The sequence below is a fragment of the Sphingomonas molluscorum genome, from assembly GCF_039522995.1.
Taxonomy (GTDB): Bacteria; Pseudomonadota; Alphaproteobacteria; order Sphingomonadales; family Sphingomonadaceae; genus Sphingomonas; species Sphingomonas molluscorum.
In genome coordinates this window covers 777,570-799,160 of sequence record NZ_BAAAEL010000001.1, presented here as the reverse complement: position 1 = coordinate 799,160, position 21,591 = coordinate 777,570, and the positions used below count along the sequence as shown (strand labels likewise).

The 21,591-nt window shown below is 69.6% G+C and carries 18 protein-coding genes and 1 tRNA gene; 9 read left to right on the top strand and 10 right to left on the bottom strand.

The features are described 5' to 3' along the window. Window positions 1-27: 27 nt before the first annotated feature. Both ABDZ92_RS03865 and ABDZ92_RS03860 read right to left on the bottom strand, forming a co-directional pair. Window positions 28-103, bottom strand: a tRNA-Val gene (locus ABDZ92_RS03865). A 42-nt stretch (window positions 104-145) separates the two neighbouring features. Beyond that, window positions 146-1,144: an LLM class flavin-dependent oxidoreductase gene (locus ABDZ92_RS03860; RefSeq protein WP_125961342.1), complete on the bottom strand. Its 999-nt coding sequence runs from the start codon at window positions 1,142-1,144 to the stop codon at window positions 146-148. Between the two features lie 95 nt (window positions 1,145-1,239). Between ABDZ92_RS03860 and ABDZ92_RS03855 the strand changes: the two genes are divergently transcribed. Beyond that, window positions 1,240-1,905 carry a pyrimidine 5'-nucleotidase gene (locus ABDZ92_RS03855; protein WP_125961234.1) on the top strand — a complete coding sequence of 222 codons (666 nt, stop codon included), beginning with the start codon at window positions 1,240-1,242 and terminating at the stop codon, window positions 1,903-1,905. Then, on the top strand, window positions 1,902-2,723 hold the full coding sequence (gene dapD, locus ABDZ92_RS03850) for a 2,3,4,5-tetrahydropyridine-2,6-dicarboxylate N-succinyltransferase (RefSeq protein WP_125961232.1): 822 nt from the start codon (window positions 1,902-1,904) through the stop codon (window positions 2,721-2,723). Before ABDZ92_RS03855 ends, dapD begins: the two co-directional genes overlap by 4 nt. A gap of 114 nt (window positions 2,724-2,837) precedes the next feature. On the opposite strand, the gene ABDZ92_RS03845 is transcribed toward dapD, so the two are convergent. Next, the gene (locus ABDZ92_RS03845) at window positions 2,838-3,266 is read right to left on the bottom strand and encodes a CoA-binding protein (RefSeq protein WP_125961231.1); all 429 of its coding nucleotides are present in this window, start codon (window positions 3,264-3,266) and stop codon (window positions 2,838-2,840) included. Window positions 3,267-3,270: 4 nt separating this feature from the next. Then, window positions 3,271-4,236 carry an Mrp/NBP35 family ATP-binding protein gene (locus tag ABDZ92_RS03840; protein WP_125961229.1) on the bottom strand — a complete coding sequence of 322 codons (966 nt, stop codon included), beginning with the start codon at window positions 4,234-4,236 and terminating at the stop codon, window positions 3,271-3,273. A 70-nt stretch (window positions 4,237-4,306) separates the two neighbouring features. Here ABDZ92_RS03840 and hflK point away from each other — a divergent pair, with 70 nt between their 5' ends. The 3 genes from hflK (at window position 4,307) to ABDZ92_RS03825 (ending at window position 7,885) form a co-directional block, all read left to right on the top strand. After that, window positions 4,307-5,422 carry a protease modulator HflK gene (gene hflK, locus ABDZ92_RS03835; protein WP_272695267.1) on the top strand — a complete coding sequence of 372 codons (1,116 nt, stop codon included), beginning with the start codon at window positions 4,307-4,309 and terminating at the stop codon, window positions 5,420-5,422. Next, entirely contained in the window at window positions 5,419-6,276 is an 858-nt protein-coding gene (gene hflC, locus ABDZ92_RS03830) for a protease modulator HflC (RefSeq protein WP_125961841.1), read from the top strand. The genes hflK and hflC overlap by 4 nt, the downstream gene beginning before the upstream one ends. 94 nt (window positions 6,277-6,370) lie before the next feature. Further along, on the top strand, window positions 6,371-7,885 hold the full coding sequence (locus tag ABDZ92_RS03825; RefSeq protein ID WP_125961839.1) for a Do family serine endopeptidase: 1,515 nt from the start codon (window positions 6,371-6,373) through the stop codon (window positions 7,883-7,885). A gap of 319 nt (window positions 7,886-8,204) precedes the next feature. On the opposite strand, the gene ABDZ92_RS03820 is transcribed toward ABDZ92_RS03825, so the two are convergent. From ABDZ92_RS03820 to queF, 3 genes are all read right to left on the bottom strand, one after another. Then, window positions 8,205-9,485 (bottom strand): glycoside hydrolase family 130 protein, encoded by a 1,281-nt coding sequence (locus ABDZ92_RS03820; RefSeq protein WP_125961838.1) that lies wholly within the window; start codon window positions 9,483-9,485, stop codon window positions 8,205-8,207. A gap of 41 nt (window positions 9,486-9,526) precedes the next feature. Continuing rightward, window positions 9,527-11,794: a glycosyltransferase family 4 protein gene (locus tag ABDZ92_RS03815; RefSeq protein ID WP_125961836.1), complete on the bottom strand. Its 2,268-nt coding sequence runs from the start codon at window positions 11,792-11,794 to the stop codon at window positions 9,527-9,529. Between the two features lie 171 nt (window positions 11,795-11,965). Next, window positions 11,966-12,412 (bottom strand): preQ(1) synthase, encoded by a 447-nt coding sequence (gene queF / locus ABDZ92_RS03810; protein WP_125961835.1) that lies wholly within the window; start codon window positions 12,410-12,412, stop codon window positions 11,966-11,968. A gap of 117 nt (window positions 12,413-12,529) precedes the next feature. Between queF and ABDZ92_RS03805 the strand changes: the two genes are divergently transcribed. The 4 genes from ABDZ92_RS03805 to ABDZ92_RS03790 all read left to right on the top strand — a co-directional run bounded on the left by ABDZ92_RS03805 (window position 12,530) and on the right by ABDZ92_RS03790 (window position 17,082). Beyond that, window positions 12,530-13,354 carry a sulfurtransferase gene (locus ABDZ92_RS03805; protein ID WP_241211956.1) on the top strand — a complete coding sequence of 275 codons (825 nt, stop codon included), beginning with the start codon at window positions 12,530-12,532 and terminating at the stop codon, window positions 13,352-13,354. After that, on the top strand, window positions 13,351-14,547 hold the full coding sequence (gene metC, locus ABDZ92_RS03800; RefSeq protein ID WP_241211955.1) for a cystathionine beta-lyase: 1,197 nt from the start codon (window positions 13,351-13,353) through the stop codon (window positions 14,545-14,547). Before ABDZ92_RS03805 ends, metC begins: the two co-directional genes overlap by 4 nt. A gap of 4 nt (window positions 14,548-14,551) precedes the next feature. Then, window positions 14,552-15,886: a mechanosensitive ion channel family protein gene (locus ABDZ92_RS03795; RefSeq protein WP_425542276.1), complete on the top strand. Its 1,335-nt coding sequence runs from the start codon at window positions 14,552-14,554 to the stop codon at window positions 15,884-15,886. 62 nt (window positions 15,887-15,948) lie between these two features. Then, on the top strand, window positions 15,949-17,082 hold the full coding sequence (locus ABDZ92_RS03790; RefSeq protein WP_343761638.1) for a GNAT family N-acetyltransferase: 1,134 nt from the start codon (window positions 15,949-15,951) through the stop codon (window positions 17,080-17,082). Between the two features lie 84 nt (window positions 17,083-17,166). Here the strand turns inward: ABDZ92_RS03790 and ABDZ92_RS03785 are convergent, their stop codons facing one another. The 3 genes from ABDZ92_RS03785 to ABDZ92_RS03775 form a co-directional block, all read right to left on the bottom strand. After that, complete coding sequence (locus tag ABDZ92_RS03785; RefSeq protein ID WP_241211960.1) at window positions 17,167-18,780, bottom strand: hypothetical protein; 1,614 nt, start codon at window positions 18,778-18,780, stop codon at window positions 17,167-17,169. A gap of 146 nt (window positions 18,781-18,926) precedes the next feature. Then, on the bottom strand, window positions 18,927-20,144 hold the full coding sequence (locus ABDZ92_RS03780; protein WP_125961829.1) for an argininosuccinate synthase: 1,218 nt from the start codon (window positions 20,142-20,144) through the stop codon (window positions 18,927-18,929). Window positions 20,145-20,235: 91 nt separating this feature from the next. After that, on the bottom strand, window positions 20,236-21,579 hold the full coding sequence (locus ABDZ92_RS03775) for an MATE family efflux transporter (protein WP_241211953.1): 1,344 nt from the start codon (window positions 21,577-21,579) through the stop codon (window positions 20,236-20,238). Window positions 21,580-21,591 lie beyond the last annotated feature (12 nt).

Here is a 21,591-nt window from a genome sequence, read left to right as displayed (position 1 = left end):
GGTCCGGGGATGCGCCGGATCGACGCATGGTGGGCGCTGACGGGCTCGAACCGCCGACCCTCTCGGTGTAAACGAGATGCTCTACCAACTGAGCTAAGCGCCCGGTGGCCGTGCCGGTACGCGAATGGCGTGCCGGCTGCAAGGGTCAGCCGCGGGCGTTCAGGCGCTGCATCGCTTCTGCGGCGATGCGGGTGCTGCGGCGGCGGTCGGCGGGGTCGTACATCGCGCCGGTGATCATCACCTCGTCTACCTTGGTCCGCTCCAAAAAGGCGGCGAGGCCGCGCTCGACGGTGTCGGGGCCGCCGATCGCCGAGCATTCGAGCACCTGGTCGAGGATCGCGGAGCCCTGCGGGCCGATCGAGTCGCGATAGTTGGCGACGGGCGGCGGCATCTGGATGGCGTTGCCGGTGCGGATTGCGACGAACGACTGCTCGGTCGAGCTGGCGAGGAAGCGGGCTTCCTCGTCGGTGTCGGCGGCGAGCACGTTGAACGCGGCCATCGCATAGGGCTTGTCGAGCTGCGCCGAGGGGCGGAAGTCGCGGCGGTAGATGGCGAGCGCCTGATCGAGCGCTGCCGGCGCAAAGTGCGAGGCAAAGGCATAGGGCAGGCCGAGTGCTGCGGCGAGCTGCGCGCCGAACAGGCTGGAGCCGAGAATCCACAGCGGCACGTTGGCACCGCCGCCGGGAACCGCCTCGATACCGGTGCGACCGTCGGCCGCGAAATAGCTCTGCAGCTCCATCACGTCCTGCGGGAAGGCGTTGGGATCGCTGTCGAGCGTACGGCGCAGCGCACGGGCGACTCGCTGGTCGGAGCCGGGCGCGCGGCCGAGGCCCAGGTCGATGCGGCCGGGGAACAGCGCGTCGAGGGTGCCGAACTGCTCGGCGATGGTGAGGGGCGCGTGGTTGGGAAGCATGATGCCGCCTGCGCCCACGCGGATGGTGCGGGTGGCGGCGGCGACATGGCCGATCACGACGGCGGTAGCGGCGCTGGCGATGCCGGGCATACCATGGTGTTCGGCGACCCAGTAGCGCTTGTAGCCGAGTCCCTCGGCATGGGCGGCGAGATCGGCGGCGTTGGCGAGGGCGGTGCCCGCGTCGCCCCCGGCGACGATCGGAACCAGGTCGAGCAGCGAATAATCGGTCATGGACAAGAGATGGGGACGCAGGCGCCGCGCGCCAACCATGCGGCCGATGCTGCGGCTTGCCCGGCGGAGGGCCGGTGCCTAAACGGGCGCCGCCCATGACCCCCGCGCTCGCCCCCATCCGCACCTGGATCTTCGATCTGGACAACACGCTCTATCCGGCGAGCGTGAGCCTGTTTCCGGCGATCGACGCGCGGATGACGGCCTATATCGCCGAGCACCTGGGGATGGAGCCGGCGGCGGCGCGCACGCTGCAGAAGCGCTATTACCATGCCCATGGCATGACGCTCGCCGGGCTGATGGCCGAGCATGGCACCGACCCGCACCATTTCCTGGACTATGTTCACGACGTGGAGATGGACGTGCTGGAGGACCTGGGGCTGGCCGCGCGGATCGGCGCGCTGCCAGGCCGCAAGCTGGTCTTCACCAACGGCGACGCGACCTATGCGGCGCGGGTGCTGGACCGCATCGGCTTGGCCGAGACGTTCGAGGCGGTGCACGACGTGCATGCGACGCAGTACCGGCCGAAGCCCGACCCGATCGCCTATCAGGGGCTGTGCGACGCCTATGCGATCGATCCGACGACGGCGCTGTTCGTCGAGGATCTTGCCCGCAACCTCAAGCCCGCCAAGGCGATCGGCATGACCACCGTGTGGATCGACAACGGCTCCGAACAGGGGCCGGGCGCCGACCGCAGTTTCATCGATTATACCGTCGCCGACCTGGGCGACTGGCTCGACACCATCCTGGAGACACCCGCGTGACCGACCTGCAAACCACCATCGACGCCGCCTGGGACGATCGCGCGAACCTGGGCCTGTCCACCACCGGCGCGGTGCGCGAGGCGGTGGCCGAGGCGCTGGCGCAGCTGGATGCCGGCGCCGCGCGCGTGGCCGAGCCCGATGGCGAGGGCGGCTGGCGCGTCAACCAATGGCTGAAGAAGGCGGTGCTGCTGTCGTTCCGACTGAACGACAATGCGGTGATGCAGGGCCCGGGCGGCGCCAACTGGTTCGACAAGGTGCCGTCGAAGTTCCAGGGCTGGGACGAGGCGCGCTTCCGCGACGCCGGCTTCCGCGCGGTGCCCGGCAGCGTCGTCCGCCAGGGTGCGTTCGTCGGGAAGGGCGCGATCCTGATGCCGAGCTTCGTCAACATCGGCGCCTATGTGGGCGAAGGAACGATGGTCGACACCTGGGCCACCGTCGGCAGCTGCGCGCAGATCGGCAAGAACGTCCACCTGTCGGGTGGTGCGGGCATCGGCGGCGTGCTGGAGCCGCTGCAGGCGGACCCGGTGATCATCGGCGACGGTGCCTTCATCGGTGCGCGCGCGGAAGTGGCCGAGGGCGTGCGCGTGGGCGAGGGTGCGGTGCTGTCGATGGGCGTGTACCTGGGCAAGTCGACCAAGATCGTCGATCGCGCGACCGGCGAAGTGACGATGGGCGAGGTGCCGCCGTACGCGGTGGTCGTGCCGGGATCGCTGGGCGGCGGCGAGGGCAAGCCGGCGCTGTACTGCGCGGTGATCATCAAGCGGGTGGACGAGAGCACGCGCGCGAAGACCGGGATCAACGAGCTGCTGCGGGATTGAGGTCGTTGTGCTCCTGCGCAGGCAGGAGCCCAGGGTACCGGACGTTGCGCTGTGTGGCTCTGGGCTCCTGCCTGCGCAGGAGCACGGTGGGGTAGGTAAAAGGCCGGGCGGGCGTCAGGCGACGCGCGGGATGCCCAGGCGCGGGATTTCAATTGCCGGGCAGGCGTTCATCACCACCTGCAGGCCAGCCGCCTCGGCGCGGGCGGCGGCGGCTTCGTTGATGACGCCGAGCTGCATCCAGACTGCCTTGGCGCCGACCGCGATCGCCTCGTCCACCGCATCCCCGGCGGCGTTCGAGTTGCGGAAGATGTCGACGATGTCGATCGGCTCGCCGATCTGGGCGAGCTCGCGGAAGACGAACTCGCCGTGGACGTGCTCGCCGGTGATCTGCGGGTTGACCGGGATCACGCGATAGCCGTGGTTCTGGAGATAGGCCATCACGCCGTAGGAGGGCCGGCTGGGGCGATCGGAGGCGCCGACCAGCGCGATGGTGCGGGCGTTTTCGAGAAGCGTCCGGATGTCCTCGTCGCGGGTCAGCGGCATGCGGTTATCCCTGTTTGCGGTCCAGCCATTCGCCGACGGATGCGGCAATCTGGTGGAACGCGGTCGCCTCCGGCCCGTTCCCGGCGGCCGGCGGCGTGCCCGCGTCCGATGCCTGGCGCACCGCCATCGCGAGCGGAATGCGGCCGAGGAAGGGGATGCCGAGCTTCGCGGCCGCAGCCTCGGCGCCGCCCTGGCCGAACGGCTCGGATGCCTCGCCGCAATGCGGGCAGACATAGCCGGACATGTTCTCGACCAGGCCGATCACCGGCACCTCGGCCTTGGCGAACAGGTCGATGGCCCGGGTGGCGTCGATCAGCGCCAGGTCCTGCGGCGTCGACACGATCACCGCGCCGGCCGGCTTGTGCTTCTGGATCATGGTGAGCTGGACGTCGCCGGTGCCGGGCGGCAGATCGACCACCAGCGTGTCGTGGAGGCCCCAGTCGGCTTCGGCGAGCTGGGTGAGGGCACCGCCCGCCATCGGCCCGCGCCAGGCGATCGCCTGGCCGGCGGGGACGAGCTGGCCCATCGAGAGCAACGGCACGCCATAGGGGGTTTCGACCGGTAGCAGCTGCTTCTCGCGCGCTTCCGGGCGCGTGCCCTCGACGGCCAGCAGCTTGGGCTGCGAGGGGCCGTAGATATCGGCGTCGATCAGGCCGACCCGGCGGCCGGCGCGGGCGAGGGCGATGGCGAGGTTGGCGGCGACCGTGGACTTGCCGACGCCGCCCTTGCCGCTCGCCACCGCGATCAGCCGGCGGCCGACGCGCTCGCTGGTCTGGGCGACGCGCACTTCCGCGATGCCGGGCGTGGCGAGGGCGGCGGCGCGGACGTCGGCCTCCAGCGCGTCGCGGGCGGCAGTGGGAAGCCCGGTCACGTCGAGGACGATGCTGGCCCGCGAGCCCTCCACCCGCGCGGTGGCGCGGCCGGCGGCGACGGGGGCAAGGGCGGCTTGCAGGGCAGAACGGTCGGTCATCGCGTCGCAGATAGGCGCGCAGCAATGTCTTGCCACTGTAAATTGCGTTCCGCCCTCCTATAAAGAAGGGATGCGAAGCTTTTCCGGCTGGTTCGCACGCGCCGGCGTGCTCAGGAACGACAACATCAAGGGTCCCTGGGGCGGGCGCGGCGGTTCCGAAGGTGGATCCGGCGGCGGCGACGGCCCGAGTGGCCCGCGCAACCCGTGGAACCTGCCCCCCGACGGCCGGCGCGCGCGCCCGGCGACCGCGACCTCGCTGGAGGATTTCCTGCGCCGCGCACGCGGGGGCGGCGGCGGCGGCGGCAATGGCGGCCGCGGTGGGCCGGGCCTGCCGACCAATGCGGGCAAGCTGTGGCTGATCGGCCTGATTGTGCTGGTGGGGCTGTGGCTGATCACCTGCGTCCACGTCGTGGGCCCGCAGGAGCGCGGCGTCGCCACCAGCTTTGGCCGCTATACCGGCACGCTGGATCCGGGGTTCAAGCTGACGCTGCCGACGCCCTTCGCCTCCGTCCAGATGGTGGACGTGAAGGAAGTGCGGACGGAGAACTTCCCGGCGGGCAACCAGCCGAACCTGATGCTGACGGGCGACCAGAACATCGTCGACCTGGGCTATTCGGTGCGCTGGGACATCAAGACGCCGGAGAATTACGTCTTCGAGATCGCCGACCCGCGCGAGACGGTGCGCGCGGTGGCCGAGAGCGCGATGCGCGCCGAGATCGCCAACGTCGAGCTGGACCAGGCGATCGGTGCCGGCCGTATCGGCATCCAGGGCGACGTGCAGCAGCGCATGCAGGCGCTGCTCGACGAGTATAAGTCGGGCATCCGCATCCTGGGCGTGGCGATCAAGCAGGCGGCGGCCCCGGCCGCGGTCGACGACGCGTTCAAGGCGGTGACGGCGGCGCAGCAGCAGGCGCAGTCCAACCTCAACGACGCGCGCGCCTATGCGCAGCAGGTGATCGAGCGGGCGCAGGGCGATGCCGCGCAGTTCGACCGCATCTACGAACAGTATCGCGCCGCCCCCGAGGTGACCCGCCGCCGTCTTTATTACGAGACCATGGAGCAGGTGCTGCGCGGCGCCGACAAGACGATCGTCGAGCCGGGCGTGCAGACCTATCTGCCGCTGCCCGAGGTGCGCCGCCGGGCCACCGCCCCGACCACGCCCGAGGCGATGGAGACCGCACGATGAGCCGCAGCCTGTTCCGCAATCCCGTGGCGATCGGGATCGCGCTGCTGGTGCTCGCTATCCTGGCGGTGAGCTCGATCGCGATCGTGCCGGAAGCCAAGCAGGCGGTGATCCTGCGCGTCCAGCAGCCGATCGCCATCGTCAACCGCTATGAGCCGGGCCAGCCGTTCGGCCGCAGCGGTGCCGGCATCGTGCTGCGCATTCCGTTCCTGGACCGGCTGGTGTGGGTGGAAAAGCGCGTGCTGGCGGTCGAACTCGACAACCAGCAGGTGCTCTCCAGCGACCAGCAGCGGCTGGAAGTGGACGCGTTCGCGCGCTTCCGCATCGTCAATCCGGTGCAGATGGTGGTGACTGCGGGGTCCGAGCAGAGCGTGGCCGACCAGTTGCAGCCGATCCTGGGCTCGACCCTGCGCGGCGAACTGGGCAAGCGCCCGTTCGCGGCACTGCTGAGCCCGGAGCGCACGCAGGTGATGGAGAATATCCAGACCGCGCTCCAGCGCACCGCCGCGCAATATGGTGCCGAGATCGTCGACGTGCGGATCAAGCACGCCGACCTGCCGGAGGGCAGCCCGCTCACCAGCGCGCTCAACCGCATGCGCTCGGCCCGGCAGCAGGAGGCGGTGACGATCCAGGCGCGCGGCCAGAAGCAGGCGCAGATCATCCGCGCCGATGCCGAGGCGCAGGCGGCGCAGATCTATGCGCAGAGCTTTGGCAAGGACGCGGACTTCTATGCGTTCTGGCGCGCGATGGAATCCTATCGCACGACCTTTGCCAAGGGGGAGGACAACGGCGATACCTCGATCGTGCTGTCGCCGAACAATGGCTATCTGCGGGAGTTCCAGGGTCGAGAACGCTGAGGAGACCGTGCCGGGGGGCATTCAAATCAAGTTCAGCATCAAGCACATAGCCTGGGATCGAACGATCCCTGTCGTTTAGAGAGGACCTATCCTAGTGCGTTACGCCTACGCCCTTACCTCTGCGCTGCTGCTCGGCGGCACCGCGGCAGCCTTCAGCTTCCAGCCCCCCGCTGGCGCCCAGACGGCACAGAACGAACCCGGCGCGATCGCCAGCACCGCGCCGCGCGCGGGCGCGCCGATGAGCTTCGCCGACCTGGTCGCGCGGCTCCAGCCGGCGGTGGTCAACATCTCCACCACCCAGCGCGTGACCGTGCAGCAGAACAACCCGTTCGCCGGCACCCCGTTCGAGCAGTTCTTCGGCGGCCCGCGCGGCGGCGGCGGTGGCGCCCGCACGCAGGAGGCGCAGTCGCTCGGCTCGGGCTTCCTGATCTCGGCCGATGGCTATGTCGTCACCAACAACCACGTCGTGTCGGCCGGCACTGCCTCCGCGGTGGTCGAGACGATCACGGTGACGCTGTCCGATCGTCGCGAGTTCAAGGCGCGACTCGTCGGCCGCGACGCGGCCTCGGACCTGGCGGTGCTCAAGATCGAGGGCGCGACCTTCCCGTTCGTGCGCTTCGGCGATTCGCGCCAGGCGCGCGTCGGTGACTGGGTCGTCGCGATCGGCAACCCGTTCGGCCTGAGCGGATCGGTGACCGCGGGCATCGTCTCGGCGATCAACCGCGTGACCGGCGGCGGCACCTATGACCGCTTCATCCAGACCGATGCCGCGATCAACCGCGGCAACTCGGGCGGCCCGATGTTCGACCTGCAGGGCAATGTCATCGGCATCAACTCGCAGATCCTGTCGCCGACCGGCGGCAACATCGGCATCGGCCTCGCGATCCCGGCCGAGCAGGCCAAGCCGATCGTCGACAAGCTGATGCGCGGCCAAGCGATCGAGCGCGGCTATCTGGGCGTCGGCATCCAGCCCATCGACGAGAACATCGGCGCGGCGCTGGGCCTGCCCAAGGATCGCGGCGAGCTGATCTCGCGCATCGAGCCGGGCGAAGCGGCGGCCAAGGCCGGCATCCGCCAGGGCGACGTGGTAGTGGCCGTCAACGGCAAGGAAGTGACGCCGGAGCAGACGCTGAGTTATCTGGTCGCCAACACGGCGCCGGGAACCCGCATCCCCGTCGAGCTGCTGCGCGACGGCAAGCGCCAGACGGTGACCGTCACCGTCGGCAAGCGGCCGCCGGAGGAGCAGCTGGCGCAGTTCAACCCCGAAGACGACAGCGGCATGCCGCAGGAAGAGGCGCCCCAGGATACGGGCGCGGCATCGCTGGGCATCGGCGTGACCCCGCTGACCCCGTCCATCGCGCGCAGCATCGGCGTCGATCCGGCGGTGAAGGGCGTGGTGGTCACCGGTACCGACCCGTCGAGCGATGCGGCCGGCAAGGGCATCCGCCGCGGCGACGTGATCGTCTCGGTCAACCGGACCCCCGTCGCCAACGCCGCCGACGTCGCCCGCCTGGTGACGCAGGCCAAGGCGGCCGGTCGCGACCAGGTGCTGCTGTTCGTGCAACGCCGCGGCCAGGGCATCTACATGCCGGTGCGCATCGGCGGCTGAGGCTGCCTTTCCGTATTGCATTGCGGCCCGTCGCTTGAGGGAGCGGCGGGCCGTTTGCGTTTGGGGGGAATGGTCGAGGAGATCGTGCGCTCTCTCGTGTTCCCGCGCGGGCGGGAGCACCTTTGGTGCACCCGTACTCCTGCGGAGGCAGGAATCCAGGGCCAAGCAGACCAACGGCTTGCGGTGCTTGGAACCCTGGGCTCCTGCCTCCGCAGGAGCACTGTTCCGCTGAGGCGGGGTAGAGACCCTCGCTGTCGTCCCCCAACTGAGCCCCGGCCTTCGCCGGGGGTACGGAGAGGGGAGGCGGGGGCCTCCCGGCTTACATCACCGAGAGCAGCGACTGGATCTCGACAAAGGCGAAGGCGACGGAGCTGTCGGCGACGCCATAGGGGATGAAGAGCTTGTCGCCGTGGCGCAGCGCGCCGCAGGAATAGACGACGTTGGGGACATAGCCCTCGCGGTCCTCGTTGGCGGCGGCGAGGATCGGCTCGCGGGTGCGGCCGATCACCTTCGACGGATCGTGCTTGTCGAGCAGCACCGCGCCGATCGAATACTTCCGCATCGCGCCGACGCCGTGGGTCAGCACCAGCCAGCCCTCGTCGAGCTCAATGGGCGGGCCGCAATTGCCGATCTGTACCAGCTCCCAGGGGTATTCCGGGGTGAGCAGCAGCGCACCTTCGTCCCAATGGGTGAGGGTGTCGGACTCGATCAGGAACAGGTTCTCGCCGTCCTGGCGACCGATCATCATGTACTTGCCGTTCACCTTGCGCGGGAACAGGCCCATGCCCTTGTTGCGCGCCGCGCTGCCGGTCATCGGCACGAGGTCGAACGCGCGGAAGTCGCGGGTGCGCAGCAGCTCCGACTGGATCTGCGAGCCGTTATAGGCGGTGTAGGTGCCCAGCCACTCCTGTTGCCCATCGTCGTGGGTGAAGTGGACGAGGCGCATGTCCTCCAGCCCCTTGGACTGGGCCTGGGTGATCGGGAAGATGACGGTGCCGGACAGCGTCGAATCGCGGTGGCGGTAGACGGTGACGGGGCCGGCGGGCGCCGTTTCCTCGTCGCCGATCGCGTCCGCCGCGGTCGCGAACGGCGGCTCGGGCGCGAGGCGCATCTCGTTCTGGTCGGTGATGATGCCTTCGCGGAAGGCGACCGAGGAAATGTGGCCCTCACCCACCGAGCGCATCGACATCAGGATGCGCAGGCTTCCCGGCTGCATGCCCGTCTGGTCGAAGTGCGGCACGGCGCTGGGGTTCATCAACGCCGCGGCGGCATAGCTGTACTCGTGGCAGAAATAGGCGCCGATCAGCTGGCGCTTTTCGTCGCCGATCTGACTGCCGTCGAGCCCGAGCTGCGCCTCGATCTCGTCGTAGCGGGTCATGAAGACGCGCCGCGTCTGCCAGTGGCGTGCCTCGAAGTCCTTGAGCACCACCTCGAGCTGGTGGCGCGTCTCTTCGGGCGACATCGCCAGTACCGCCGTCACCATCCGCTCGGTGCGGCTGGGGGTGGTGCCGTTCGACTGCCAGGCGATATGGAAGGGCCGAACCACCACCCGCGAGGGATCGGCGTGCAGCCGCAGCGGGTGCGTGACCAGATTCAGCATGCGAAACCTCTGGGAAGCTCTCGTATAGCGCGTTCGCCCGTTCAGGCGACGGCGCGGCCCTCTGCCACGACCGGGGGCCGCTTTGAAAGCCGGGAAATCGCACAGGACGCGAGTTGCAGGGCGAGGATCGACTCCGCGCCCTGATTCTGGTTGAGCCCGTGCGGCATCAGGCCGTCGAAGCAGCCGCCATCCGCACCGGAGGCGAGCGGCAGGTCGAGGTCGTTGACCCCGAGATACCAGCGATAGGCCTTCATCGCCTCGACCGCCCAGCGTTCGTCGCCCGTGACTTCATGCGCGGCGATGCAGGCGTCGATGGTCGCCTGCGCCTCCAGCGGCTGCTGGTCGAAGGGCAGCGGGTCCGCATAGGGGCGGTGGAAGCTCTCGGTGCCGACCGCGCGGAAGCGCCCCTCGGGCGAGGTCTGGCGCGCGACGATCCAGTCGAGCGTCTCCAGCCCCACCTGCAGGAGGTCGGGACGCTCCAGCGTCTGGCCGGCTCGGATCATCGCTTCGGGCAGGCGCGCGTTGTCATAGGCCAGCACGATCTCGAACCACTGCCACTCGGGGCGGCGGGTTTCGTGGAGCAGCTCCACCAGTTCCTCACCGAAGCGGGTGAGGATGTCGCGCGCGAGCGGGTGGCCCGGATAGACGTCGAGCATCGCGGCGGCGCCGAGCATCGCAAAGGCGCGGGCCCGCGGGCTGCCGAGTTCCAGCGCGATGCCGGCGGTGGCGTCGAACAGCGCGATCGCCCAGTCGCGATGCTTGCGCGCCCGCGCCTCGCGCGCGGTGACGCCCAGCGCCCAGAGCGCACGGCCGTTCGAATCCTCCGAACCCTCGTCCTCGCACCAGCTGCGGTCGAAGTTCATGAAGTTGCGGAAACGCCGCGTGTCCGGGTTCCAGGCGTGCTGGAGGAAGGCGGCGTAAACGCTGGTCCACTTGTCGCGCGTCGCCTCGTCGAGCTCGTCGATGCGGTGCATCAGGATCAGCGCGCGGGCATTGTCGTCGATGCAATAGCCGTGGCGCCGATCGGGGATCGAGAAGATCGAATGCTGGAGCATGCCCGTGGCATCGCTCATCCGCTCGACCGCGGCGATGGTGGGCTTGAGCGGGGCGAGCTCGTTGGTGCGCGGGATGCGGTGGGGGAGGGCCGCGACGGCATCGGCGACCTCCGCCATCGCGCGCTCCGCCAGGCGCGGCCACAGCATGGAGCGGCCATGCGCATAGGCACGCTCGGCGAGCGCATGGCGAGCACCCGCGTTGCCGAGCAGGCGGTTGATCTCGCGCGCGAAGGCGCCGCTGTCGCCGAACGGCACCAGCACGCCATGGTCGTCGGCAAGAATCTCGCTGGCGTGCACATAGGGCGTCGAGATCACGACCTTGCCCATGCCGACGGCATAGGAAAGCGTGCCCGAGGTGATCTGGGCCGGGTTGCTGTAGGGGGTGACGTAGAGGTCGGCTGCCTGGAGGTAGTCGAGCAGTTCCTCATGCTCGACGAAGGCGTCGACGAACACGACGTTGTCGGCGACGCCGCGCTCGGCGGCGAGCGCCTTCAGCCGGTCGCGATAGGCCTCGCCCTCATGCTCGACGAGGTGCGGGTGGGTGGCGCCGAGCACCACGTAGAGCGCACGCGGGTGCGCGCCGACGACCGCCGGCAGCGCCTCGATCATCGTCTCGATGCCCTTGTTGGGCGCGAGCAGGCCGAAGGTCAGGATCACGTCGCGATCGCCCCAGCCGAACCGGCCCTTCATGGCGGCGGGCTCGACATAGGCGCGGTTGGGCACGCCGTGCGGGATCATCACGAGCTTGTGCGGATCGACGCCGTGGACGCGGGTCAGGATCTCGCGACCCTTGTCGGCCATGACGATCACGCGCGCGGCACGGCGCAGGAGCGCGTCCATCACCCGGCGCTCGTCGGCGCTGGGCTTCTCCAGGATGGTGTGGAGGGTGACGATGACAGGAACGGTGACGCGGTCGAGCAGCGCCAGCAGATAGTCGCCGGCCGCACCGCCGTAGATGCCGTATTCGTGCTGGACCCACAGCGCCTTCGCCCCGCTCTCCGCGATCCGGCGCGCAGCCTCGCTATAGGCGGCGCGGTCGTTCTGCGGGATGCTGTGCGTGACCGCGGGCGGATAGGCGTGCAGGCCCGGCCGGTCGTCCATCGCATAGACGTCGACCTTGAGGTCCGGGAAGCGCTGCTTCAGCGCGTTGTAGGTGTCGGTGGTGAAGGTCGCCAGGCCGCACTTGCGCGGCAGGAAGTTGCCGATCAGGGCGATGTGATCCATGCCACCCGGTGCGGCGATACTCGGCGCCATCCACGTCCCTCACGCTGGAAAGACCGGCGAAACACTCGCCGGCTACAACAGGCAAATGCGTGAGGCGGAAGTTAGTTTCACCGATGGTGCAGTGCAATATCTGAAAACCGACGCAGCAGGGCAAAAAGCGCTTCTTTCCTGCTGCGCCGCGTCAGGGCCGCGAAGGCGAACTCAGCCGCGCCCGCGGTAGCCGGGGACGTCCTGCGACGGGATCCAGACGCCCGCCGGCGGCTCGCCCGACTGCCAGAACACGTCGATCGGGATGCCGCCGCGCGGGTACCAATAGCCGCCGATGCGCAGCCACAGCGGCTTCATCTCGGCGAACAGCCGCTCACCGATGCCGACCGTGCAATCCTCGTGAAAGGCCGCGTGGTTGCGGAACGATCCCAGGAACAGCTTCAGGGACTTGGATTCCACGATGGTGGCGTCGGGCACATAGTCGAGCACCAGGTGCGCGAAATCCGGCTGGCCGGTGACCGGGCACAGCGAGGTGAATTCGGGCACGGTGAAGCGCACGCAGTAGCGCGAGCCTTCCCGCGGGTTGGGGACATAGTCGAGTTCGGCCTGTTCCGGCGATGCGGGAAGCCCGCTGCTCTGGCCCAGATGCTTTGGAGTCATGCGCGCGCATGTAGGATGCCGGCCACCGAAAGGGAACGGGGCGATCCGCCTTTCCGATGCCTCGACGGGACCGGCGGCGATGCGTAGAGCACGAGGCGACGCAGCGAAGGAGACGGCATGGACGCGCTGGTGACCACACACGAACTGGCGGCGCAGCTGGGAAGCCCCGGGCTTCACCTGCTGGACGCGACCTGGTTCGGAACGCTGGGCGCCGAGGGGCGCGATGCGGCAGCGGAGTTCGCGGCCGGCCATATCCCCGGCGCCGCCTTTCTCGACCTCGGCCATCTTTCGCAGGCGGCGGCCGAGGGTGCCACCGCTGGCGTCGCCCGGCTGCTGGGTGCGCTGGGCATCGACGATGGCGCGACGATCGTCCTTTATGACGACTCCCCCTATCACAGCGCGGCGCGCGCCTGGTGGCTGCTCAAGCGCTATGGGGTGGCGGCGAGCCTGCTCGACGGCGGAATCCCGAAGTGGCGCGCGGAAGGGCGGCCGCTGCAGACCGGCCATGGCGCGGCCCATACGGTGACGCGCCACCTGCACTTCGATCCCAGCCGGATGCGGACCAAGGCGGACGTGCGCGCGAACCTGGACAGCGGTGCCGAGCAGCTGCTCGACGCGCGTTCGGCTGCGCGCTTCAGCGGCGCCGAACTCGACCCGCGCGGGCTGCCGACCGGGCACATCCCCGGCTCCTTCAACCTGCCCTATGGCAAGCTCTTTGCCACCGACGGCACGTGGAAGCGGGGCGACGCGCTGCGCGCCGCGTTCGAGGACTCGGGCGTCGACCTCGACCGGCCGATCGTCACCACATGCGGTTCGGGCGTGACGGCGGCGGTGCTGGCGTTCGGGCTCCACCTGCTCGGCCGCGACGCCGCACTCTACGACGGCAGCTGGACCGATTGGGCATCGGACCCGACCACGCCCAAGGCGACGGTGACATTGTGAGCGAGGCGGGCGAGGGCAAGGGTGCGGGTACGCGCGTCGTCGGCGCAGGGCGGCGGCCGGAGTGGACCCAGCGCATCGTCAACCCGCCGGTGTGGCGGGCGTCGACCATCCTCTACGATACGGTCGAGGAGCTGCGCGCTACCGCCGGCCGGGACACCCACCACAAGCTGTTCTACGGCAGGCGCGGCACGCCGACGCAATGGTCGCTGGCCGATGCGCTGACCCAGCTGGAGCCGGGTGCCGAGGCGACTTTGCTCTATCCGTCGGGCGTGGCGGCGATCTCGACCGCGCTGCTGGCGGTGCTGTCGCCGGGCGACGAGCTGCTGCTGGTCGACAGCGCCTATGACCCGACCCGCCACCTGGCTGACGGGCTGCTCAAGCGCTTCGGCATCACCACGCGCTACTACGACCCGATGGTGGGCGCGGGGATCGCCGAGCTGATCGGGCCGAACACGCGCGCGATCTTCATGGAAAGCCCGGGGAGCCTGACCTTCGAGGTGCAGGACGTGCCGGCGATCGTCGCCGCCGCCAAGGCGCGCGGGGTCACCACGCTGCTCGACAACACCTGGGCGACGCCGCTGCTGTTCCCGGCAATCGAACTGGGCGTCGACTATACGATCATGGCCTGCACCAAGTACGTCGTCGGCCATTCGGACGCGATGCTGGGATCGGTGACGGCGGCGCCCGGCAAGTTCGCGGCGCTGCGCAACGCCAGCTACCAGCTGGGCCAGCATGTCTCGCCCGACGACGCCTATCTGGGCTCGCGGGGGCTTCGCACCATGGCGGTGCGGCTCGACCGGCATGGCGAGAGTGCGCTCGCGCTCGCGCGCTGGCTGGGCGAGCAGCCGGGGGTCGCCCGCGTGCTGCACCCGGCCCTGCCGGGCACGCCGGGCCACGACATCTTCGCGCGCGATTTCCGCGGGTCCTCCGGCCTGTTCTCCTTCGTCCTCGACGGCGGGGACGAGGCGGCGCGGGCAGCGCTGATCGACGGGCTGGAACTGTTCGCGATCGGCTATAGCTGGGGCGGGTTCGAGAGCCTGGCGGTGCCGATCGACCCTGAGCGCTATCGCAGCGCCACCCGCTGGCAAGCCGAGGGGCCGATGGTGCGGCTGCAGATCGGGCTGGAGGACGTGGACGACCTGATCGCCGACCTCGACGCCGGGCTTGCCCGCTTCCGCGCAGCGCGGGGGTGACGGCGTGGTGAGCCGGCTCGCCGAATTCGGCATCACCATTCCCGGCACGCCGGCGCTGATCGAGGCGCTGATCGCGGCGGCGCTGGTGTTGCTGGCGCTGACGCTCGGCTGGATCGCCGGCCGCCGGCTGGGGCCCGGGATTGCCGGCTTCTGGCGCAACCACTTCGACGGGCAGGGGGAGGGGATTGCCCCCCGCCTGTGCCAGATCGTGCGCTATGCCGCCGCAGCCGCGCTGCTGTCGATCGTCGCCGGCAGCTATGGCTGGCACCCGCTGTCGGCGTTCGGCATCGGCCTGGTGCTCGGCTGGACCACCGCGCGGCTTGCGATCGACGTGCTGCGCGGACTGCACCTGCCGCGCTGGGCGGCGTGGACGATCGGCGCGGTGATCTTCGTGGGCGTGCTGAGCAATGCGCTGGGCGGCTTCGACAATGTGACGGGCGCGCTTGAGCGGGTCGGCTTCGATGTCGGGCGACGGCGGCTGTCGCTGCTGTCGCTGGTGTCGGTCGCGGTGGTGGCGGTCGGCCTCTATGCGCTCGTGCGGCTCGCCAACCGGCTGGTCAGCCATTCGATCGGGCGCGCCAAGAGCCTGGATGCGACGCAGAAGCTGCTGGCGCAGAAGCTGGCGGCGATCGGCGCGGTGGTGGTCGCCTTCTTCTTCGGCATCGACCTGCTGGGGATCGACCTCACCACCTTTGCGGTGTTTTCGGGCGGGCTCGGCCTGGCGATCGGCTTTGGTCTCCAGAAGACCGTCGGCAATCTGATCGCGGGCATTATCCTGCTGATGGACCGATCGATCAAGCCGGGCGACGTGATCGTGGTGGGGGAGAGCTTCGGCTGGGTGAACAAGATCGGCGTACGCGCCGTCTCCGTCATCACCCGCGACGGCAAGGAGCATCTGATCCCCAACGAGAATTTGATGACGCAGGAGGTGGAGAACTGGTCCTTCACCGACCGCAACGTGCGCGTGCGCATCCAGGTGAAGGTGGGGTATGAAAGCGACCTGAAGCTCGCGCAGGCGCTGATGCTGCGCGCGGCGAGCGAGAGCCCGCGGGTGTTGAAGAGCCCCAAGCCCAATGTGTGGCTCACCAGCTATGGCGACTATGCCGCCGAGCACGACATCCTGGTGTGGATCAGCGATCCCGAAAGCGGCGTCGGCAATGTGCGCTCCGACGTGCTCAACCGGCTGTGGCTGTTGTTCAAGGAGCACGGCATCGTAATCCCGGTGCCCAGGCGCGAGATGATCCTGCGCGATTCTGCGGGTGCAGCCGCCTTTGTCGCCCATGGTGCTGCCGATGCGGATGCGGTTCCGCCGCAGGCTCCCCCGGGCCCCGACGCCTGAGCGTGGCAAAAACGGTGCGGCCGGTGCTTGGAGGGAGCCCGGCGCGTGCCTAGATTGCTGGCGTGAGCACCGCCATCACTGCGCGCATCGCCGAGGGCGTGCTGTCCATCCCCGCTGCCGACTGGGATGCCTGCGCCGGCACGGGCAATCCGTTCCTGAGCCACGGATTCCTGGCCGCGCTGGAGCGGTCCGGATCGGTCGGCGGGCGAAGCGGCTGGCAGCCGTTGCCGGTGGTGGTGGACGGGGCAGACGGGCGCCCGGCGGCGATCGCCCCCGCCTATGCCAAGGCCCACAGCCAGGGCGAATATGTGTTCGACCACGCCTGGGCCGATGCCTGGGAGCGCGCCGGCGGCGACTATTATCCCAAGCTGCAGGTGGCGGTGCCCTTCACGCCGGTGCCGGGGCCGCGGCTGCTGCTGCGCGATTCCGCCCGGGCGCCGGCGCTGATCGCCGCGCTGGAGACGCTCACCCGGCAGAACGGGCTGTCCTCGGCGCATGCGACGTTCGTCGATTCGGAGGAACTGCCGCGCTGGCAGGCGGCGGGCTGGCTGATGCGGGCAGGGACGCAGTTCCATTGGGAGAACCAGGGCTATGCCGGGTTCGACGACTTCCTGGGGGCGCTGGCGAGCCGCAAGCGCAAGGCGATCCGCAAGGAGCGCGCCGCCGCGGGCGAGGGGCTGACGATCCGCCACCTGGCCGGTGCCGAGATCAGCGAGGCGCATTGGGACGCGTTCTGGGCATTCTACCAGGACACGGGCAGCCGGAAATGGGGGCAGCCGTATTTGACGCGGTCGTTCTTCCCGCTGCTGTCCGAGGCGCTGGGCGACCGGGTGCTGCTGATCCTGGCCTATCGCGGCGACCAGCCGATCGCCGGGGCACTCAACCTGGTGGGGGCGGATGCGCTCTACGGGCGCTACTGGGGCGCGGTGGAGGAGGTGCCGTTCCTGCACTTCGAGCTATGCTATTACCAGGCGATCGAGGCCGCGATCGCGCGCGGGCTCAAGAGGGTAGAGGCGGGCGCACAGGGCGAGCACAAGCTGGCGCGCGGCTATGCGCCGGTCACGACCTGGTCGGCGCATTACCTGCCGGACCCGAACTTCCGCCGCGCCGTCGCCGAGTATCTCGAGCGCGAGCGCGAGGCGGTGGTGCACGAGCAGGAGTATCTGGGTGAGCTGACGCCGTTCCGGCGGGGGTAACGGCGGCTGAGGCGCCGGTCGGCGTCGCGCGCCCTTATTGCCGCCACCCCAACTGGACCCCGGCCTCCGCCGGGGTGCGCACCCTCAGGACTCGCGGGTGGGGCGGTCGATGCGGCGGCCGGCGGGGCCGTAGAGGTCGGTCGGCATCAGCGTCGCGGCGCGCTGGCGGTGGTCGATGCGGAACACCGCGCTGGTGCCGTTGCGCCACAGCGGGATCAGCCCCTGCTCCAGCCGCCGGTCATATTTGGGCGGGCGGATCATCCAGACATAGTCGAACTTGTCGCGCGGGAAGCGGTGGAGCGCACCGGCGACAGGGCGCCACCATTCGCGCGGGCACTGGACGTCCGTCACGATCTGCGATGGATCGTGCGAGAAGCCGCGCGCGGGGTAGCGGGTGGTGAGCAGCTGCGCGCCGACCATCGACCACTGGTCATTGGCGTAGGCGAGGCGCCGTTCGAGGGCGATCCCGGGCAGGTGCTGCAGCCGGGTCATCGTCCACTCGTTGTGGCACGTCTCCCCGATGAAGGTGATGAGACGGGCGCCGACCGGCACGTGCGGGAGCCCGGCGAGCTCCTGGTCATAGTCGCGGTCGTAGAGCCAGTAGCTGGCGGTCGTCGCGCCGATGCGGCCGACGAAGATGGCGAGGCCGATCGCCGCGACGGTCGCGGCATGGCGGATCGACATGCCGGGCTTGGGCCGGAGCGCGATCAGCGCGATGCCGAACAGATAGGGCACCAGCCGCATGTCCGCATAGGCGGAGCCGAACACGATGCGGGGCAGCAGGAGGTAGACCGCGAGCAGGAACAGCGCCGACAGGCCGAGGTTGCGCGAATATTGGATGTTCGGGTCGCGCACGCCCTTGAACAGCACCAGGTAGAGCACCGCGAGCGAGGCGATGTCGTAGAGCTGCCAGCGGTCGCGCAGCACCATGGTGACCCACTGCATCTTGAGCCGCCAGTTGAACCAGTCGGCGGTCTGGCCGCTGACATGGCCCGAGCGCCACAGCAGCATCAGGAGCGCAGGGGGCGCGAGTACCAGGCAGTGCAGCCCGGCGTGGAAGAGGGCGGCGAACCAGTTGCGGCGGCGGTCGTGCTCGCGGATCAGCTCGGCCGAGGCGGCAAGCACGCCCAGCGTCCCCCAGCCGAACGTGTGGGTTAGCCAGATCAGCGCCGCCAGCGGCACGAAGATCACCCCGCGCAGCTTGAGCTTTCCCAGCCGCCCCAGCCGCAGCCACAGCGCAAAGGCGTTGAGGGCCAGCGCCATCGACAGCGCGAAGTTCACGAAACCGAAGTGGAAGGGATAGCTGTAGACCAGCGGCAGCGCGAACAGCGCCGTGGCCGGGATGCGGCCGTGCACCTCGCGCGCGATCCACAACAGGCCGACCGCGGTCAGCACCGGGATCGCCATCACGATCAGCTTGACCGCGAGTTCCAGGCCCAGGATCGGCTGGAGGGGCACGATCAGGAGATCGACCCCCAGATTGCCCATCAGGCTCCAGTGGAAGTTGTACCAGTCGGTGAGCCAGGGCGCAGCGCCGGTGCCGATGGTCTGCTGCACGCGGTAGCGGCCCATGTGGCCGGGCAGGTCGACGAGCGGGGGGATCTCCGGCCACATCAGCGGCACGGCGGCCAGCACCGCCATCGCGAACACGAACCATCGCGTCTGCCACCAGTGTGGCGTTGCCCCATTCCCCTGCATGGGCCCGCTTTTACCCGGCATCTGCCCGGCGGCAAGCGAATGCGCGTCGGCGTGCCGCCCGGCGCGCGGCGAGGAGGGGGGCAGAAGCTGCGACATGGGGAGGAAAGGCGCGGGGCCGGCGCGGCTGCACCGGCCCCACGAGGCCTTTAGCGGTCGCGGCGGCCGAGCAGGCGCAGGCGCAGTGCGTTCAGCTTGATGAAGCCGGCGGCGTCGCGCTGGTCATAGGCGCCCTGGTCGTCCTCGAAGGTGACGACCTTTTCCGAGTAGAGCGAATAGGGCGACTTGCGGCCGATGACGTGGACGCCGCCCTTGTAGAGCTTCAGCCGCACGGTACCGGTGACCTTGGTCTGGCTGTAGTCGATCGCCGCCTGGAGCATCTCGCGCTCCGGCGAGAACCAAAAGCCGTTGTAGAGCAGCTCCGCGTAGCGCGGCATCAGCTCGTCCTTGAGGTGGGCGGCGCCGCGGTCGAGCGTGACCTGCTCGATCGCGCGGTGTGCGGCGTGCAGGATGGTACCGCCCGGGGTCTCGTACATGCCGCGGCTCTTCATGCCGACGAAGCGGTTCTCGACCAGGTCGAGGCGGCCGATGCCGTGGGTACGGCCGAGGTCGTTGAGCTTGGCGAGCAGGGTCGCGGGCGAAAGCCCCTCGCCATTGATCGCGACCGCGTCGCCGCCCTCGAAGTCGATGGTGATGATCTCGGGCTGGTCGGGCGCGTCCTCAGGCGAGACGGTGCGCGAGAAGACATAGTCCGGCACCTCTTCCCACGGATCCTCGAGCACCTTGCCCTCGGACGAGGTGTGGAGGAGGTTCGCGTCGGTGGAGAAGGGGCTCTCGCCGCGCTTGTCCTTGGGGACCGGGATCTGGTTCTTTTCGGCAAAGTCGATCAGCGCGGTGCGGCTGGTGAGATCCCATTCGCGCCAGGGCGCGATCACCTTGATGTCGGGCTGAAGCGCGTAATAGCCGAGCTCGAAGCGGACCTGGTCGTTGCCCTTGCCGGTCGCGCCGTGGCTGACCGCGTCTGCGCCGACCATCTTGGCGATCTCGATCTGGCGCTTGGCGATCAGCGGGCGCGCGATCGAGGTGCCGAGCAGGTACAGCCCCTCGTAAAGCGCGTTGGCGCGCATCATCGGGAAGACATAGTCCTTCACGAACTCTTCGCGCAGGTCGTCGATGAAGATGTGCTCGGGCTTCACGCCCATCAGCTCGGCCTTCTTGCGGGCGGGCTCGAGCTCCTCGCCCTGGCCGAGGTCGGCGGTGAAGGTCACCACCTCGCACTGATATTCGGTCTGCAGCCATTTCAGGATCACGCTCGTGTCGAGGCCGCCCGAATAGGCGAGCACCACGCGATTGATCTTGTCGGCCATCAGCTCATTCTCCGAAATGCCCTCACCGGGGCCCGCGTGCCGGTGGCAGGGCGGGCCGGCGCTTCTCACGCGGGCAGGTTGCGCGCGCGCTCTATGCCTCGCGCGGCGCTTCCGCAAGCGGTTGGCCGACGGATCGCACCAGCCGCGGGAGCGCGAGGCCGAGGCCGGCGGCGCGGTAGAGGTAGCTGGCGAGCAGCGCGACCCACATGCCGAGTGCACCCCAGGGGCGCAGCAGCAGGTCGGTCGCGAGGTAGAGCAGGGTGGCGGCGACGGCGGCGTTGCGCAGGCTCTTGCCGGCGGTGGCGCCGATGAACACGCCGTCGAGCAGCCAGGCGGGGGCGCCGACCAAGGGCACCAGCGCGGCGAAGGGCAGGAGCGCGATCGCGTGGGCGCGGACGTCCGGATTGTCGGTGACGGCGTCGATGAGCGGCACGCCGGCGACGTGGATCAGGAGCGCGAAGGCGGCGCCGGCGATGAGCGTGAACTCGCCCGTGAGGCGGGTGGCGCGCAGAAGCTCGCTGCGCGCGCCGCGGCCGATCGCCTCGCCGATCCGCGACTCGGCGGTGAAGGCAAAGCCGTCGAGCACGAAGGCGGAGACGGAGACGAACTGCATCAGCACGTGGTTGGCGGCGAGCGGGACTGCGCCCAGGCGCGCGCCCGCATTGGCGAACCAGCCGAACAGCACGAGCAGGGCGACGGTGCGGACCATGATGTCGGCATTGACGGAGAACAGCCGGCGCAGCTTGTCGCGATCGAACAGCCGCGCGCTGAGGCCGGTGAGGGCGCCGGGGCCGAGGATGCGCAGTGCGAGGAAGATGCCGAGCAGCAGCGCGCTCCATTCGGCGCAGGCGGTGCCGAGGCCGACGCCCCGTGCGCCAAGACCCAGCCCCCAGACGAACCAGATGTCGAGCACGGCATTGACGAGGTTCATCGCGATCTGGAGCAGCAGCGCCGCGCGGGTGCGGCCGAGCCCGAGCAGCCAGCCGTTGAGCGCGAACACGCCGAGGCTGGCGGGCGCGCCCATGAAGCGGCCGCTGACATAGCCGCTCGCCGCGGCGTCGAGCGCGCCGCCGCCTGCCAGCAGCGAGAAGGCGAGCGGGACCAGCAGCAGCTGGAGCGCGAACAGCGCGACGCCGAGCCCGAAGCCGAGCGCCAGGCCGCGCAGCAGCATGGCGCGCACCTCCTCCGTATCTCCGGCGCCCTGGGCCTGGGCGGTCATGCCGGTCATCCCCATGCGCAGGAAGCCGAAGCTCCAGAACAGGAAGTTGATGACGGTGGTGCCGAGCGCGACGCCCGCGAGGGCGGCGGCGTCACCGGTGCGGCCAATGACGACCGTGTCGACCATGCCGACCAGCGGCACGGTGGTCTGGCCGAGCATGATCGGCCACGCCTGCTGGAAGATCGAGGTGCGGGTGAGCGGGGTGGGCGTGGTCATGGAGCTGCCGTG

Coding starts and splice junctions, on each gene's coding strand:
- ABDZ92_RS03860 (WP_125961342.1), bottom strand. CDS start 1,144: ATGACCGATTATTCGCTGCTCGACCTGGTTCCGATCGTCGCCGGGGGC.
- ABDZ92_RS03855 (WP_125961234.1), top strand. CDS start 1,240: ATGACCCCCGCGCTCGCCCCCATCCGCACCTGGATCTTCGATCTGGAC.
- ABDZ92_RS03845 (WP_125961231.1), bottom strand. CDS start 3,266: ATGCCGCTGACCCGCGACGAGGACATCCGGACGCTTCTCGAAAACGCC.
- ABDZ92_RS03840 (WP_125961229.1), bottom strand. CDS start 4,236: ATGACCGACCGTTCTGCCCTGCAAGCCGCCCTTGCCCCCGTCGCCGCC.
- hflK (WP_272695267.1), top strand. CDS start 4,307: ATGCGAAGCTTTTCCGGCTGGTTCGCACGCGCCGGCGTGCTCAGGAAC.
- hflC (WP_125961841.1), top strand. CDS start 5,419: ATGAGCCGCAGCCTGTTCCGCAATCCCGTGGCGATCGGGATCGCGCTG.
- ABDZ92_RS03820 (WP_125961838.1), bottom strand. CDS start 9,485: ATGCTGAATCTGGTCACGCACCCGCTGCGGCTGCACGCCGATCCCTCG.
- ABDZ92_RS03815 (WP_125961836.1), bottom strand. CDS start 11,794: ATGGCGCCGAGTATCGCCGCACCGGGTGGCATGGATCACATCGCCCTG.
- queF (WP_125961835.1), bottom strand. CDS start 12,412: ATGACTCCAAAGCATCTGGGCCAGAGCAGCGGGCTTCCCGCATCGCCG.
- ABDZ92_RS03805 (WP_241211956.1), top strand. CDS start 12,530: ATGGACGCGCTGGTGACCACACACGAACTGGCGGCGCAGCTGGGAAGC.
- ABDZ92_RS03785 (WP_241211960.1), bottom strand. CDS start 18,780: ATGCAGGGGAATGGGGCAACGCCACACTGGTGGCAGACGCGATGGTTC.
- ABDZ92_RS03780 (WP_125961829.1), bottom strand. CDS start 20,144: ATGGCCGACAAGATCAATCGCGTGGTGCTCGCCTATTCGGGCGGCCTC.
- ABDZ92_RS03775 (WP_241211953.1), bottom strand. CDS start 21,579: ATGACCACGCCCACCCCGCTCACCCGCACCTCGATCTTCCAGCAGGCG.